Below are 16,847 nucleotides of genomic sequence, written 5' to 3'. Positions count from 1 at the left end.
TTTGACGTTCAAAGGATGTAACACACATGGCTCTCTTGCAAATTGCAGAACCTGGTCAATCAAGTGCGCCGCATGAACACCGCATCGCAATTGGTATCGATCTTGGGACTACACACTCTTTAGTAGCCACGGTACTTTCTGGTAAAGCGAAAGTGCTTAACGATGAACATGGTCGTGTGTTACTCCCATCTATTGCACACTATGGCGAATCCACTACGCAATATGGTGACGACGCAAAGGCATTCTTAACGACTGATCCTAAAAACACCATCGTTTCTGTAAAACGCTTTATGGGTCGCTCTAAAGCAGATATCAAATTCCAACACCCGTACAACTTAGTCGGTGAAGCGAATGAAATGCCTGCTTTTGAAACTGCACAAGGTCGTAAAACACCCGTTGAAATTTCTGCTGAAATTTTAAAACAGCTTAAAGACCTTGCAGAAAGCAGCTTAAATAATCCAGTAAATGGTGCCGTCATTACTGTGCCTGCCTATTTTGATGAAGCACAGCGTCAAGCAACGCGTGATGCGGCTCAGCTTGCAGGTTTAAATGTACTACGTCTATTAAATGAACCGACTGCTGCTGCAGTGGCTTATGGCTTAGACCAAGACACCAATCTTGCACATGATCAAAACTATGTGATCTATGATCTGGGTGGTGGTACTTTTGACGTTTCAATTTTACGTTTCTCTCAAGGCGTTTTTGAAGTTCTAGCAACGGGTGGCCACACGGCGCTTGGTGGTGATGACTTAGACCGTCTGATTGTAAAATGGGCAAAAAAACAACTGAATATTGAAACTTTAGATGATGCTGAATATGCCCATTTCATCGTTTCTGCTCGTAAAGCAAAAGAAGCTCTAACCGAGGCTGAATCTGTAGAGCTTAAAGTTCTTGATCAATCATTGACTTTAGACCGCCCTACTTTTGAATCCATCATCAAAGTTGCTTTGGATAAAACTATCAGCGTTTGTAAACGTGTCATGCGTGATGCCAAGCTTGAACTCAGCGATATACAAAATGTGGTATTGGTCGGTGGTTCTACCCGCTCGTATGCTGTACAAAAAGCTGTTCAAGATGTCTTCAATCAAGAACCGCTCTGCACTATTAACCCTGATGAAGTTGTGGCCATTGGCGCGTCGATTACAGCGAACCAGCTTATTGGTAACTCTAAAGATGGTTCATTGCTTTTAGACGTCACACCGCTTTCTTTAGGTTTAGAAACCATGGGCGGTTTGGTTGAGCGCCTTATTTCGCGTAATACAGCTATTCCAGTGGCTCGTCGCCAAGAATTCACAACCTATCAAGATGGTCAAACAGCGATGTTGATTCATGTTGTACAAGGTGAACGTGATCTAGTTGAACATTGCCGTAGTCTAGGTCGTTTCGTACTTCGTGGTATTCCACCAATGACTGCGGGTCAAGCGCGCATTGAAGTGACTTTCCAAGTCGATGCAGATGGTTTACTGACGGTTTCAGCTAAAGAAACTACCTCTGGTGTGCATGCCCAAATTGACATCAAACCTTCTTATGGTTTATCTGATGCCGATACTGAACGCTTACTGATTGATGGTTATAAGTTTGCTGAAGAAGATAAAAACTTACGTCATCTTCAAGAAACCAAGGTTGAAGCAAAACGTGAACTTGAAGCACTTGATCAAGCACTTAAAGTGGATGCTCAACTCCTCAGCCAAGAGCAACACAGTTCCCTCACTTCTGCACGCAGTGTTTTAGATGCTGCACTTGAAACGACAGATATCAAAGCTATTGAACATGCTGTAGAACAGCTTAAAATACATAGTGATGCATTTGCTGCAGCTCGTATGAATCAGCACATTGATGCCGCATTGAAAGGCACAAAACTCGATGACTGGTCAAACTCAAATTAATTTATAGGTCAAGGTTATGCCACGTATTAAAGTACTGCCTCACGCAACAATCTGCCCAAACGGCGCTGAGTTTGAAGTCGAATCAAATGCTAACCTTTGCGAAAGCATGTTAAAAAACGGCATCAAAATTGAGCATGCATGTGATATGTCTAAAGCGTGCACCACTTGCCATGTGGTTGTACGTAAAGGTTTTGATGGTCTAGATGAAATGGATGATGTCGAAGCAGATCTTCTCGATCGTGCTTGGGGATTAGAACCAGACTCTCGCCTGTCATGCCAAGTAAAAATTGAAGATGAAGATTTAGAAATTGAAATTCCTAAATACACCATCAACCATGCTTCAGAAAATCATTAATTTATAGATAATTTTCTATAATCAAAAAGCCAGTTCATCGTAACTGGCTATTTTATGCATAAATGTATTCAAGAATTCAAAAAAAGAAGACGTTTTGATAAAAGAATGAATTGAGTTATTTTTACAATTTAAGGCAATACGATTAGATCTAATTTTTATAATGTATATGTGAAATTAAGAGTGAGATTCAGTTTTTTTGACTTCTTCGATCACTTCGTCTTCTAAATTCAGTTTAACAATACCAGCAGAGTTGGTCATTTTTTGCTGAGTTTGTAAGCGTTTAATCATACGTTCTAAAACATGTATTAGTTCAGGATATTCAAAGTTTTGTACTTCATCTAAGTTCAACAATAGATTAAAGCCTTTATATTCGTAGTCGAACCAACGTTGATAATCTGTTTTCTGTGAGGTGTATTTTTCCATCACTTGCCAAGTACGTACTGGGCCTTTGATGCCTTTTAAGAAGATCGGTGCTTTAGGTGCACATAAATAGTCATTTTTCACTAAATGATGCGTATCGTCTGAAATCAAAATTTCATCGACTTCGGCCGCACTTTGCAATCGTGCAGCCAAATTCGCATCACGACCCACGATGGTATATGCCATACGGTGAGCTGCACCATAGTTCCCAACGTGGCAATACCCTGTAGAAATACCCATACGAATGTGTAGCGGCGGATAACCCATTTTAATCCAGCGTTCACGCAGCAACTTCATTTGCTGACGCATGACCATTGCCATCTCTAAACAGGTTTTTGCATCCTGCTCTACGCCTTGGCTATGTGGATCACCAAAGAAGATTAGAATTGCATCCCCCATAAATTTATCGACAGTCGCTTCATACTGTTTGGCAATCTCAGTCATATGACTCAAATAGTCATTGAGTAGAAATGCTAAATCATCTGGGATTAATGTTTCAGAAAGTTCTGTGAACCCTTGGATATCTGAAAAGAAAATCGTGAGTTTTTTACGTTTATATTCGATTTTAGCCTCAGACTCACCTTTCATAATCGATTGCCAAAGCTGCATTGGTGCATAACGACTCAATTGATTGGCGAATTCCATATAACGATTCATCTGATCATAATAATGGTTCTTTTTATTGCTCAAAGACTGAACTTGGGTGTGTTGATAAAACGTCCCCACACTGAAATATGTAATAAGGCACAAAAAACCTAGAACGGTTAACTCACTGCTGGTTGACTCAAAATATTCTTGAAAACCAAAGACATAAATATTACACAAATAAAATACAGTGACGCCTACAATTCCTGCCAAGGACATCATTAAGAAATTAATTTTGTTATAAATGGTTGTATATAGCAGCGCAAAGACCGCAAGAAAAGTTAAAACAAGGCTTAAATGTACTGCAGACATCAGTACAGCAATTACTATGATATCGATCAGAAAAAGCACATTACGCTTAACTTGATTGCTATATCGATAAATTAACCAATGAGAAAACTTAGGAACGACTAAAATCAGAAAAAATAAAAATGCAGGAATATAGATTTGATATTGCGTATCTGGCTGAGTGTAATGATAGACAACAATCACCAAAGACAGCATGATATATCCCATCAAACGATGAAAATATTCAAACTGTTTAGGCTCTTTGCTGATTAAATTGTCTAACGGCACTCGATCGCCCCCATACGGACACTCATTCTTCTACTATCCTGATATTGTCCGTAAATCGGGATTAGTCCATACGCCAATCAAAAGGCATATCACCTTGACCACGTAGTGCAAGCATCAGTGTTTGGCGCATGTGTGCCAAGACATCATTGTTATAAGGAACTGCTGGCGTACCCCAAACTGGTTTCGGCCAAGCCACATCATTTTGATAACGAACAACATGATGAAAATGTAATTGTGGAACCATATTACCCAATGCAGCTACATTCATTTTGTCTGCACGGAATACACGTGACAATTGGCTTGATAACCAGCTTGACTCACGTAAAAACTGCTCTTGGTCTGCCTGACTTAATTCATAAAGCTCTGTAATTCCCGGAACACGTGGAATCAAAATAAGCCACGGGAATTGCATATCATTCATCAAACGACATGTTGACAGAGGAAAGTCGCCTACATAAAACGTATCTTGAGCAAGTTGTGGATGTAAACTAAACATATCTTTATAAATGATGCAAAATTAGAATGATGGCTAATACTATCACATCCTTATGGGTGTGAATATTCAGTACAGAACGTTTCATTACAAATAAACCGCATTTGAATAAAACGTTGCTTGCTTATGACTCTAATAAATTTTTCAAAAAAATCAAGCGTTTCATCTATAGAAAAAACACGCATAAAAATCTACTCATTCTAAACAAGCAATTTATACGCCAAATCTAGTGATTTGGCGCTAATTCCTTCAGTAAACTGTCTAATAAGTCATTTATAAATTGAATGCGTTTGTCATATTCTTCGAGCATGACCATCACTTTTAGACGCTGTCCACCTTCCATTCGGAAGAAAGTCGGATGCTTTTGCATCATTTGGATGATGGATATGGCTTGAACTGGTGTATCTGGCGAGAACTCAATACTGCCGCCATGTGAGCTGATATCAATTTTAGTAATACCCAATTGTTCCGCTTTTAAACGCAACTGATGGACAGAGAATAACTGCTTAACTGCTTGTGGTGGTAAGCCAAAACGATCGATCAACTCCATACGAATGTTATCGAGTTTCTCTTGAGTATCCGTATTACTAATGCGTTTGTAGAACAATAACCGTTGATGTACATCACCTAAATAATCATCTGGAATTAAGGCTGGCATATGCATGCTAATTTCAGCCGTTAATGATAATGGTGAGTCAAAATTAGGTGTTTTGCCTTTTTGAATGGCTTTGGTGGCTTTTTCAAGCATTTCCATATATAGACTATAACCGATGGTTTGCATTGAGCCACTTTGCTGTTCACCCAGCAACTCACCTGCACCACGAATTTCTAAGTCTTCTGTAGCCAACATGAAACCCGCACCCAAAGTCGATGCACGAGAAATGGCATCTAGGCGTTTTTCAGCATCACCTTTTAGACCTTTGAGCGAAGGCACTAGTAAATAAGCATAGGCTTGATGGTGCGATCGACCAACACGACCACGTAGTTGGTGCAACTGCGCTAGTCCAAGTTTATCTGCACGCTCAATCAAAATGGTATTGGCGTTTGGCACGTCAATCCCAGTTTCAATAATGGTTGAACACACCAGTACGTTATATTCTTTGTGATAGAACTGTTGCATGATTTGCTCTAGTTCACGCTCACGCATTTGACCATGAGCAACCGCAACACGTGCTTCAGGAACCAATTCCCGTAAGGTTTCTGCCGTACGTTCAATGGTCTCGACTTCGTTGTGTAAGAAATACACTTGTCCACCACGTAGCAATTCACGCAAGATGGCTTCTTTGATCGAATCTCCAGTATGCTCTTGTACAAAGGTTTTCACAGCAAGTCGACGTGCAGGCGGCGTTGCAATAATAGATAGATCACGCATACCACTAAAAGCCATATTCAGCGTACGTGGAATAGGCGTTGCAGTTAGCGTTAGCATATCAACATCGGCACGTAAGGCTTTAATTCGCTCTTTATCACGTACACCAAAACGGTGCTCTTCATCCACGATCATGAGACCGAGATTTTTAAATTGCACGCTTTCCTGCAAGATTTTATGTGTGCCAATCACGATATCCACTTTGCCTTCTGCGAGGTCTTCAATGGTTTTGGTATGTGATTTTGATGAACCAAAGCGTGATAGGACTTCAATACGTACAGGCCAGTCCGCAAAACGGTCTTTGAAAGACTCGTAGTGCTGCTGCGCCAACAACGTGGTTGGAACAAGTACAGCCACTTGTTTGTTATTTTGTACTGCCACGAATGCAGCACGCATGGCCACTTCTGTTTTACCAAAACCGACATCACCACAAACCAAGCGATCCATTGGCTTCGCTTGTTGCATGTCATAGAGTGTCGCTTCAATAGCATTGGCTTGGTCTAAAGTTTCCTCATAGGCGAAGCCACTGGCAAACTGCATATAGAGACTTTGATCCAGTTCAAATCCATAACCCGGCTTCGAGTGACGACGGGCTTGAATATGTAAAAGTTCTGCCGCCACATCATGGATCTGCTCTAAAGCCTTGCGTTTGGCTTTAGACCATGCATCTGTGCCCAATTTATGTAATGGTGCTAGATCTGGGTCACCACCGCTATATCGACTAATTAAATGCAGGTTTGTTACAGGGACATACACCTTAGCTGCATCGGCATAGTCTAACTGCAAAAACTCATGGTCTTGGTCATCGATACTCAAGGTAATTAAACCTGCATATCGCCCCACACCATAATCAATATGAACCACAGGAGCGCCAATACTGAGCTCGGTTAAACTGCGAACAAGGAACTCTTCTGATACTTCCTGTTGGCGTTTACGACGACGTTGAACCACACGGTGTTCATAAAGCTGATTTTCAGAAATTACACTGAGCTTGTCAGTTAACAATAAACCACGATCTAAGGGCGCATTGGTGATCGCAATCGCATGCATAGAATGCATAAAATCATCAAAACTTTCGACCGTCGGGATATCTCCCAAACTCGGACGCAACGCATCTTTTAAGGTTTCACGTCGACCTGCACTTTCAGCCACCAAAAGCACTGGATAATTTGCCGCATCGATATATTGCTTAACAGCAGAAAATGGCTTTTCACGTTTTGGATCGACAGGTAAACGGGGTGGAATCTCCGCTGCAAGATTGATCACGCCATTGCGTTCATCAAAAGCCTCAGGCGAAGCCACGATACGACGGCAGAGATTTAATTGTTCTAACACTTGATTTGGTTGTAGGAAAATCTGCTCTGGCGGCAAAATCGGTTGGTCGACATTATGACGGCGGTCTTCATAACGACGCACAATATCCGACCAAAACTGAATCAATGTGTCATCAATAGCTTTATCTGTAATGACAATGCCATTCTCAGATAAGTACGAAAATAGCGTACTTTGCTCTCTCATGGCTTGTTCAGAGAAGAACAACGGAAAATAAAACTCAATACCCGGTGAAGCTATGCCATCTTGTACATCTTGATAAATTGGATTTTTCTTTGGATTTGCCGTCGGAAAATTTTCCGCATATCGATCACGAAACAGTGAGCGCGCTTCTTTTAATGGAAATTCTTTTGCAGGTAAAACCGCAAAATGATCTAAGTTTTGGGTGGTTCGCTGAGTTTCAGGATCAAAGAATTTGAGGGTATCGATTTCATCATCAAATAAGTCAATACGAATCGGTGAACTTTGTCCCGAAGCGTAAATATCCATGATGCTACCGCGTACTGCAAATTCACCATGATCATAAACGGTGTCCACCAAGTGATAGCCCGCTTGTACTAATCTTAATTTTTGTTGTTCGATATCAAATTTTTGACCCACTTTAATATCAAAGTGTTCACCTAATACCCAAGATGCAGGTGCAACTCGCTGCGCTAAAGTTGTTGCTGAAACCAACAACACACCTTGCTGTGGCATATTAGACAAAATCGCCAAGCGTTCAGAAACGATGTCTTGATGTGGCGACAGTCGGTCATAAGGTAAAATTTCCCAATCAGGGAAAATAGTCGGCTTAATTCCGTAAAATTCCAGCTCACTTTCTAACTGCCCGAGATGCTGATTATTACGTGCAACAATCACAAACAACTGTTTCGATTGTTTGCTAATTTCTTTAAATAATAATGCAGCAGATGAGCCTTGTAAGTTTCCGACCCACCGCTTTTCGCCAGCTTTGAGCTGTTTAAGATTGAGTTGTGAAATTTCTTGCTGGAACATGATGTAAATAGCTTTTAATGTTTTAATCACTTAGTGATCATATTAACACGATGCTTTTTACATTCCGAGATTTAAGCAACTATATACAGTGTTTTAACCAATATGGATTTGCGATTGAATTTTCTCTTGATGAGTACCATTAACGCACCCATCAAACTCAAACACTGCAGTCCATTCACTTACTTACGATCACGGATGAATTGACGATAATAATCATTCAATAGTTTGACATAGAGTTTAAACTGCAACAGATTTTCTTCAGTATTGCCTAATCGTGCAACAAAGCGTTGACTTGCAATTTCCAAGTCTATTTTTTCATTGATAATCATTGCAGTGGCATAGAGCTGTTTTAAATCATCGAAATTTGTCATTTTTCTATTCGACAAATATTCCATACGTTCAGACAAAGTATTTAAAACTACGCCTTCAATGATATAGCCCTGAGTTTCATCATATTGAATGTGGTGTTGTTCTAAGTAAAGTTGCTCAGGCGACTCTTTAGCGCCTTTGAATAAATCGACTAACTTATTAAACATCTGACTATCTACAACATGATAAAAAACCTATTGTACTTCGATTACGTCCTTATTTGGGCAAGTTAAAGCTGTTCTGACTTGATCTACAAGCTAAATTTTTCATCCAAACCTTCATGACTATATATAAAACTATAATTACGATCTTAAGCAAATATAGCATTTTATTTTCAACCCAATACTTTCTTTTAGAAATTAAGTTACTTTTATAAACCTAAAACATCACTGCCATCAGATTAGTTTTCTAGATTTACCACTAATTTCTTCAAATAAAAAACGAAGGATTAACCTTCGTCATTTACCCACCATTTAGCTATTTAAAAGTCCTAAATAAGCATTTAACTCACTTGAGCGAGTGGCATACTAAATGGTGTCACTTCAGAAACTAGATTTTCAATCGAGAAAATTTCATCCAATTGACTTTCAGTTAACAGCTCTTGCTCTAAAACCACTTGGCGAATGGTTTTATTTTCGGCAATACATTGCTTACCGATTTCATCACATTTTGCATGACCTAAATATGGATCGAGTAAGGTCACGATTCCTACACTACGCATCACAGCATCAAAACATGCTTGCTCATTTGCCTGAATGCCTTGAATACATTTGCTGTCTAATGTTTTCACTGCATTCACCAAAAGCTCAATCGATTCGTTCATGGACAATGCAATCACCGGCTCCATGACATTTAATTGTAATTGCCCTGCTTCCGCAGCCAAAGTAATGGTTAAATCATTACCCATCACTCGAAATGCAATTTGGTTGACCACTTCAGGGATCACAGGATTGACCTTTGCAGGCATAATGGACGAACCTGCTTGTAACTCAGGTAAACGAATTTCCGCTAAACCTGTTCGTGGCCCCGAACTTAAAAGACGTAAGTCATTACAGATTTTAGAAAGTTTGACAGCTAAACGTTTTAAGCAGCTCGATAATAAAATAAATACGCCACAATCACTGGTTGCTTCGACATAGTCTTCTGCACCTTGCAATTTTAAACCAGTCAAATGAGCTAGATTTTCAACGGCCTTCGCTGCATAACCCGCAGGAGAATTCACGCCAGTACCAATTGCCGTCGCACCTAAATTAATTTCCAATAAAAGCTGTCGATTTTGCTCAATCAACTTTAAATCTTCTTTTAATAATGTTGCAAATGCTCGGAACTCTTGCCCCAAAGTCATCGGAACAGCATCTTGTAACTGTGTACGCCCCATTTTGATGACATGTTTAAACTCATCAGCTTTAACATGTAAGCTTCCGATAAGTTGATTTAGCACTACAAATAAAGCATCAAAAGCACTATATGTCGCTAGACGCAGCGCTGTTGGATAGACATCATTGGTCGATTGTGACTTATTGACATGGTCGTTGGGATGAATCCGTTGATAACTACCTTTAGCATCTCCGAGCGACTCAAGGGCAATATTGGCAATGACTTCATTGGCATTCATGTTAATAGAAGTGCCTGCTCCACCTTGATAAATATCAATTGGAAATGAATCCGACCATTGTTCTGGATGATCAATCAATGCATCACACGCCTGCTGAATCGCTTGGCGAATATCATCTTGTATTAAGTTAAATTGATAATTGGTTTCTGCTGACGCTTTTTTTACCTGAGCAATAGCGCGTACAAAGTTTAAATTTTGTCCGACATGCTGCTTTGATATTTGAAAGTTTTCGATGGCACGCAATGTGTGTATGCCGTAATAACATGACTGCGGGACTGCCTTATCCCCCAGTAAATCATGCTCTATTCTCGTTTTTTCCATTTGAACCGTTGTCACTGCGCATTCCCTCTAATTACGCACCAAGACTGTGCATACCTCATATTCGACCTGTTCAAATCATCTCACTACAGATGATGTGATGCACATTTGCAACCAAATATTTCAAATGCACATTTCTTGTTCAATATGTAACATTGTGTAATTTTTACCTATTTTCATTAGTTCTCTTTTTGTGATGAAAAGTCTTAGGTAGATTTACTTAACAAAATTTAAATTCCCTTCTGGACAACATTTCAGCAGTACAATAAAAAATTCGATTTGTAATAAGAAAAAATAGTGTTTACACAAAATATACATAAAATATGCTTAAAGGTTACAGAGTGTAATTTTTAAATCGTGCTTGAATCTGCGACTTACGACAGAAGTACAAATTTTCATCTAGGACAGAGATGATTTGCTTTCATTAAGGACGAACCGCCTATGAGCCATTTAAACCCGACATTAGTCACCTTTATTTTTTATATTCTTGCAATGCTTGCCATTGGTTTGTATGCCTACAGAGCTACGCATAACTTTGACGAATACATTTTAGGTGGACGAAGTTTAGGAAGTGTTGTGACCGCACTTTCAGCAGGTGCATCCGACATGAGTGGTTGGCTACTCATGGGTCTCCCTGGTGCAATTTATCTATCTGGTCTTTCTGAAGCTTGGATTGCAATCGGCTTAATTATCGGTGCTTGGTTGAACTGGCTGATCGTTGCCGGACGCTTGCGTGTTCATACCGAATATCAAAATAATGCCCTGACCCTGCCCGATTATTTCACAAGCCGTTTTGCAGACCGTAAAAAGATTTTACGTATCATTTCAGCTGTAGTGATTTTAGTGTTCTTTGCGATTTACTGTGCTTCTGGCATGGTGGCTGGCGCACGACTTTTCGAAAGTTTATTCGGTTGGAACTACACAACAGCACTGTGGATTGGTGCCATTGCAACCATCAGCTATGTCTGTATTGGTGGATTCTTAGCGATCAGTTGGACCGATACTTTCCAAGCGGGTCTGATGATCTTTGCACTGCTGATCACACCGATCATCGCCTACCTTGCTTTAGGTGATAACAGTCAAAATCTTGCTGCTATTTTGGAAACAGCTCGTCCGCAAGCTTCTAATTTATTTGAAGGTTTAAGTACAGTTGCGATTTTATCCAGCATGGCATGGGGCTTAGGCTATTTTGGTCAGCCGCATATTTTGGTTCGCTTTATGGCAGCCGATTCTGTTAAATCCATTCCGAATGCACGACGCATTGGTATGACATGGATGATCCTGTGTCTAGGCGGTGCTGTAGCAGTGGGTTATATCGGTATTGCTTACTTCCAAGTCCACCCAGAACTAGCAAGCGTCGTTAATGCTAACCCTGAAACGGTATTTATGGAATTGACTAAAATTCTATTCAATCCGTGGATTGCAGGGATTATTTTAGCCGCAATTCTAGCTGCAGTGATGAGCACACTTAGCTGTCAGTTATTGGTGTGTTCAACAACCTTGACGGAAGATTTGTACAAAGGATTTATTCGTAAAAACGCATCGCAAAAAGAATTGGTTTGGATTGGACGTGCGATGGTCTTGGCAATTGCCGTATTTGCAATCACCTTTGCAATGAACCCTGCAAGTAAAGTTTTAGGCTTAGTGGCTTATGCATGGGCAGGTTTCGGTGCTGCATTTGGCCCACTGATTATTCTTTCATTGCTTTGGAAACGTATGACGCTTAACGGAGCAATCATTGGCATGATCGTAGGTGCTGTGACTGTCATCGTGTGGAAAAACTACTTAGGCCACCTTGGTTTATACGAAATCATTCCAGGCTTTATTTTCTCTGCGATCAGTATCGTTGTGGTGAGCTTATTGGGCAAAGCACCAGAGGCGGATGTGGTTGAACGCTTTGAAAAAGCCGAAGCGCAATATCAAAAAGAAATGTCTGAAATCTAAAATTTTTGACACTAAAAAAGGGGCTAAATGCCCCTTTTTAGTACTCAATTATTGATGATTAGCTACTTCGGCCGAGCCGCAGGTTTCAGTTTAATTTGCATACTTTCTTTAATTACTTCCATTACAGGATAACTACGCGTTTCCTTGATACCAGGTAATTGCCAAAGCACCTGCCCTGAAATTTTTCTAAATTCTTCCATGTTTGCACAGCGTATTTTCACTACAAAATCAAAACCACCACTGATCATGTGACATTCTACGATTTCTGGAATTTGACGTACTGCATCCGAAAAATCTTCCAATACATTGGGCGTGGTTTTATCTAGTAAAATCTCCACAAAAACCACAAATCCATTGTTGAGTAAGACCGGATTTAAACGTGCTTCATAGCCTAAAATAAAGCCTTCTTTCGATAATTTTTGCACACGTGCCAACGCCGCAGTGGGTGATAAATTCACCATTTCTGCAAGCTTAATATTGGACAATTTTCCATCTTCTTGCAGCAGCTCTAAAATTCGAATATCTATACGGTCTAAGCTCAAATATGGGCTACTCATCTGAATTTTTCTCTAAATATTATTAAAACTATAGTGAGTTATTCGCTAAATATTCTGTGATGATAAATTAAATAAAGGATCAAGCTCAAGATTTATTTGCTCGTCATAGAACTTTGACACGGAAAATTGAAACATGAATGGAAAAGTATTTGAAGTCACGGGAAGCGATGACTACATCACTGAATTTAAAGACAAGAATAGCTTTGAACAATCGATTAATACAGCATGGCGTCGTGCTGAAACTGAGTGCATTGAAAACTTATTAGCACACAGCGAAATCGCTTCCCCGATCAGCGATCAAATTCAACAATTGGCTTTTGACTTAGCCCATTCATTACGTGAACGTAAAAGCGGTACAGGTAAAGCAGGCATTGTACAAGGCTTGCTACAAGAGTTTTCATTGTCTTCTCAGGAAGGCATCGCGCTCATGTGTTTAGCTGAAGCGCTACTCCGTATTCCAGACAAAGCAACACGTGATTTACTGATCAAAGATAAAATCAACCAAGGTAACTGGAAAGATCATGTTGGCCAAAGTAGCCTCATGTTCGTAAATGCTGCTGCTTGGGGTTTAATGCTGACGGGCAAACTGATGGAAACCCCTCAACAAAAAAGTCTGTCTAGCCTACTCACCGGTATTTTAGCACGCAGTGGTCGCGGTATTATCCGTAAAGCTGTCGACGTGGCTATGCGTATGATGGGCGAACAGTTTGTTACAGGTGAAACCATCAATGAAGCGATTAAACATGCAGAAATTTTAGAAGATAAAGGCTTCTGCTATTCATATGACATGTTGGGTGAAGCAGCATTAACTGAACCTGATGCAGAACGTTATTATCAAGACTATACCGATGCGATCCACGCGATTGGACAAGCTTCTGAAGGTAAGGATGTTTATAACGGTGCAGGTATTTCAATCAAATTATCTGCCCTACACCCACGCTACCAACGCTCACAGATCGACCGTGTACATAACGAACTTTATGGCAAAGTGCTTGAACTTGCTGTATTAGCCAAGCATTACAATATTGGTCTAAACATTGATGCTGAAGAAACTGACCGCCTAGAAATTTCTTTGGAACTACTTGAGCGCCTGTGTTTTGAGCCCAAATTAGCAGACTGGAAAGGTATTGGATTTGTGATTCAAGCCTACCAAAAGCGCTGTTTCTATGTGGTCGACCATATTATTGACCTCGCTAAGCGTAGTCAAAAACGTTTAATGATCCGCTTAGTGAAAGGTGCATACTGGGACAGCGAAATTAAGAAAGCGCAAATTGAAGGTATGAGTGACTATCCTGTATTTACGCGCAAAGTTCATACCGACCTGTCTTATATTGCATGTGCTAAAAAACTTTTAGCAGCACCTGAGCAAATTTATCCTCAGTTTGCAACACACAATGCGCAAACCGTTGCTACGATCTACCAATTAGCACAGCCAGAGCTTTACTATCCAGGCCAGTATGAATTCCAGTGCCTTCACGGCATGGGTGAACCCCTCTATGAACAAGTGGTGGGTTCGAAGTCTGATAACAAACTGGGTGTGCCTTGTCGTATTTATGCACCAGTGGGTAACCATGAAACCTTATTGGCCTATTTGGTTCGACGTTTACTGGAAAATGGTGCGAATACCTCTTTCGTCAACCGTATTGCAGATAAAAATTTAAAAATTGAAGATTTAATTGAAAATCCAAGACAGACGATATTAGCGACGGCTGAAAAAGAAGGTATCACTGGAGCGAAGCATCCTTCTATCCCATTTCCGCAAGATTTGTATGGCACAGAACGTCGCAACTCAAAAGGACTCGATTTAGCCAATGATCGTGACTTATCTCAGCTCAATACCACGGCAGTACAGCATGCACATACCCAGTGGCATGCTAGTGCAATGGGCGCTAATTTAGAAGAAATTCATACTGCAAGTATCAACATTACAAACCCTGCAAACCGTAGTGATGTGGTCGGCAGTGTCAGTGAAGCTAGTCTAGAGCAAGCGGAAATCGCTCTCAATAATGCTGTAAATGCCCAAGCTTCATGGAAAACTTTAGACAAAGATCAGCGTGCAGCATGCTTAAACCGTGCGGCAGATTTGATGGAAGCACAATTGCAATCTCTCATGGTGTTGTTGTCACGTGAAAGTGGTAAAACTTATGCCAATGCTATTGCTGAAGTCCGTGAAGCTGTAGATTTCCTACGTTATTATGCGGCTCAAATGATTGATCTAGCTGAAAATACGCAAATTGAACCCCTAGGTACTGTGCTGTGCATTAGCCCGTGGAACTTCCCGCTTGCAATTTTCACAGGTCAAATTGCTGCAGCCTTGGTTGCAGGTAATACCGTGATTGCCAAGCCTGCTGAACAAACACCGCTAATTGCTGCTCAAGCTGTACATATTTTATGGGAAGCAGGTGTTCCGTTTGATGTATTGCAACTCCTTCCTGGACGTGGCGAAACGATTGGTGCCAAACTCAGCGCGGACTCACGTATCCAAGGCATCATGTTTACAGGCTCAACGGAAGTCGCACGTATCTTGCAAAAAACCGTGGCACAGCGCTTAAACCAATTTGGCGAAAGCGTGGTTTTGATTGCTGAAACTGGCGGTCAGAATGCCATGATTGTTGACTCATCTGCATTGACAGAACAAGTGGTATTGGATGTCGTTAACTCAGCTTATGATAGTGCCGGTCAACGCTGTTCTGCCCTACGTATTCTCTGTGTACAAGAAGATAATGTGGACGTTGTCCGTACCATGTTACAAGGTGCGATGAAGCAACTTCGTGTCGGAAATCCTGCACTTTTAGCAACTGACATTGGCCCAGTGATCGACCTTGAAGCACAGCAAAATATTGAAAAACATATTGAGAAGATGCGTAGCAAAGGCTATCCAGTACATCAAATCATGTTTAATGCTGATAGCAATGCCTTAAGTACGGGAACCTTCGTTGCACCAACTTTGATTGAACTGCCAAATTTAAATGATTTAGAACGCGAAGTTTTTGGGCCAGTATTGCATTTAATCACCTACAAATATGGTGAGATTGAAAACCTATTAACACAAATTAATGCCAAAGGTTATGGTTTAACCATGGGCTTGCATACACGTATTGATGACACGATTCAAAAAGTCATCGGTCATGCAGAAGTCGGTAACCTGTACATTAACCGTAATATTGTAGGTGCAGTGGTCGGTGTACAACCTTTTGGCGGCGAAGGCTTATCAGGTACTGGTCCAAAAGCGGGCGGTCCTTTATATCTTTACCGTTTAATGCATCAAGTTTCTGAGAAAAAATTGGCTACACCTTATGCGGCTCAGGCAGAAACACAAGCTGCACATTTCCCTGCATATGAAGCTTTTAACACTTGGGCGAAGCAACATTTTTCAGGCATTGCTATTCAAACACCGCAGGCCATAGCTGCAGGACAAAGTTTTGAACTGCAAGGCCCAACTGGTGAAAACAACCAATATGCCATTTTGGCACGTAAAGGTGTGCTTTCATTGGCTAATAATGATGCAGATCAACTGAATCAAATTGCTGCGATTTTATCGGTGGGTAGTCAGCCTGTGGTACTTGCAGACAATACTTTTGTGTTGAAACACTTAAATAGCATGCCAAAAATCCTCGTGGACCAATTTAAAGTGATCACGGATATTTATCATGGCAATTTTGATGCGGTTTTACACCATGGTGAACAAACTGAGTTATTAAAGATTCAACAGGTTATCGCTTCTCGTGAAGGTGCAATTATTGGCATTACGCATTTAGCTTCAGGCCAATATGACATCCCTGTAGAACGTTTCGTGATTGAACGGGCAATCAGTGTCAATACAGCGGCAGCCGGTGGTAATGCCAGCTTAATGACAATGAATTAAACACTGAATTGAACTCCAACTAATCAGTTCCTCACTTAGCTCAATCTTTATGAATGTTCCATAAAGATTGAGCGTTTTTTTAACTACCCCTAGATAAATATTCTGTTTAG

General features: G+C 40.6%; 10 protein-coding genes. 4 read left to right on the top strand and 6 right to left on the bottom strand.

Features of this window, described 5'->3' with window-relative positions:
• Positions 1 to 26: 26 nt before the first annotated feature.
• On the top strand, positions 27 to 1,886 hold the full coding sequence (gene hscA / locus FTU13_RS05460; protein WP_180128099.1) for a Fe-S protein assembly chaperone HscA: 1,860 nt from the start codon (positions 27 to 29) through the stop codon (positions 1,884 to 1,886).
• A gap of 16 nt (positions 1,887 to 1,902) precedes the next feature.
• A complete protein-coding gene (gene fdx, locus FTU13_RS05455; protein WP_078193483.1) occupies positions 1,903 to 2,241 on the top strand; it encodes an ISC system 2Fe-2S type ferredoxin in 339 nt (112 codons plus the stop codon).
• Between the two features lie 174 nt (positions 2,242 to 2,415).
• On the opposite strand, the gene FTU13_RS05450 is transcribed toward fdx, so the two are convergent.
• The 5 genes from FTU13_RS05450 to aspA all read right to left on the bottom strand — a co-directional run bounded on the left by FTU13_RS05450 (position 2,416) and on the right by aspA (position 10,389).
• On the bottom strand, positions 2,416 to 3,882 hold the full coding sequence (locus tag FTU13_RS05450) for an adenylate/guanylate cyclase domain-containing protein (RefSeq protein WP_180117315.1): 1,467 nt from the start codon (positions 3,880 to 3,882) through the stop codon (positions 2,416 to 2,418).
• A 61-nt stretch (positions 3,883 to 3,943) separates the two neighbouring features.
• Positions 3,944 to 4,378 carry an HIT domain-containing protein gene (locus FTU13_RS05445; RefSeq protein ID WP_067762788.1) on the bottom strand — a complete coding sequence of 145 codons (435 nt, stop codon included), beginning with the start codon at positions 4,376 to 4,378 and terminating at the stop codon, positions 3,944 to 3,946.
• A gap of 223 nt (positions 4,379 to 4,601) precedes the next feature.
• Positions 4,602 to 8,069, bottom strand: a complete 3,468-nt coding sequence (gene mfd, locus FTU13_RS05440) for a transcription-repair coupling factor (protein ID WP_180128222.1) — start codon at positions 8,067 to 8,069, stop codon at positions 4,602 to 4,604.
• Between the two features lie 179 nt (positions 8,070 to 8,248).
• Positions 8,249 to 8,605, bottom strand: coding sequence for a hypothetical protein (locus FTU13_RS05435; RefSeq protein ID WP_078193486.1), 357 nt, complete (start codon positions 8,603 to 8,605; stop codon positions 8,249 to 8,251).
• A 335-nt stretch (positions 8,606 to 8,940) separates the two neighbouring features.
• Entirely contained in the window at positions 8,941 to 10,389 is a 1,449-nt protein-coding gene (gene aspA, locus FTU13_RS05430) for an aspartate ammonia-lyase (RefSeq protein ID WP_180128101.1), read from the bottom strand.
• Between the two features lie 423 nt (positions 10,390 to 10,812).
• Between aspA and putP the strand changes: the two genes are divergently transcribed.
• Positions 10,813 to 12,315, top strand: coding sequence for a sodium/proline symporter PutP (putP, locus tag FTU13_RS05425; RefSeq protein ID WP_078193488.1), 1,503 nt, complete (start codon positions 10,813 to 10,815; stop codon positions 12,313 to 12,315).
• Positions 12,316 to 12,377: 62 nt separating this feature from the next.
• Here the strand turns inward: putP and FTU13_RS05420 are convergent, their stop codons facing one another.
• Positions 12,378 to 12,872 carry an Lrp/AsnC ligand binding domain-containing protein gene (locus FTU13_RS05420; protein WP_180007830.1) on the bottom strand — a complete coding sequence of 165 codons (495 nt, stop codon included), beginning with the start codon at positions 12,870 to 12,872 and terminating at the stop codon, positions 12,378 to 12,380.
• Between the two features lie 133 nt (positions 12,873 to 13,005).
• Here FTU13_RS05420 and putA point away from each other — a divergent pair, with 133 nt between their 5' ends.
• On the top strand, positions 13,006 to 16,737 hold the full coding sequence (putA, locus tag FTU13_RS05415) for a trifunctional transcriptional regulator/proline dehydrogenase/L-glutamate gamma-semialdehyde dehydrogenase (RefSeq protein ID WP_180128103.1): 3,732 nt from the start codon (positions 13,006 to 13,008) through the stop codon (positions 16,735 to 16,737).
• The last annotated feature ends 110 nt before the right edge of the window (positions 16,738 to 16,847 follow it).

The organism is Acinetobacter sp. YH12064 (assembly GCF_013419735.1).
Classification (GTDB): domain Bacteria; phylum Pseudomonadota; class Gammaproteobacteria; order Pseudomonadales; family Moraxellaceae; genus Acinetobacter; species Acinetobacter amyesii.
The sequence above is the reverse complement of the archived record's forward strand: the minus strand, read 5'-3'. Positions and strand labels throughout refer to the sequence as shown.

Bases quoted from the DNA above. Each gene is read 5' to 3' on its own strand.
- hscA (WP_180128099.1), top strand. From the start codon at position 27: ATGGCTCTCTTGCAAATTGCAGAACCTGGTCAATCAAGTGCGCCGCAT.
- fdx (WP_078193483.1), top strand. From the start codon at position 1,903: ATGCCACGTATTAAAGTACTGCCTCACGCAACAATCTGCCCAAACGGC.
- FTU13_RS05445 (WP_067762788.1), bottom strand. From the start codon at position 4,378: ATGTTTAGTTTACATCCACAACTTGCTCAAGATACGTTTTATGTAGGC.
- mfd (WP_180128222.1), bottom strand. From the start codon at position 8,069: ATGTTCCAGCAAGAAATTTCACAACTCAATCTTAAACAGCTCAAAGCT.
- FTU13_RS05435 (WP_078193486.1), bottom strand. From the start codon at position 8,605: ATGTTTAATAAGTTAGTCGATTTATTCAAAGGCGCTAAAGAGTCGCCT.
- putP (WP_078193488.1), top strand. From the start codon at position 10,813: ATGAGCCATTTAAACCCGACATTAGTCACCTTTATTTTTTATATTCTT.
- FTU13_RS05420 (WP_180007830.1), bottom strand. From the start codon at position 12,872: ATGAGTAGCCCATATTTGAGCTTAGACCGTATAGATATTCGAATTTTA.
- putA (WP_180128103.1), top strand. From the start codon at position 13,006: ATGAATGGAAAAGTATTTGAAGTCACGGGAAGCGATGACTACATCACT.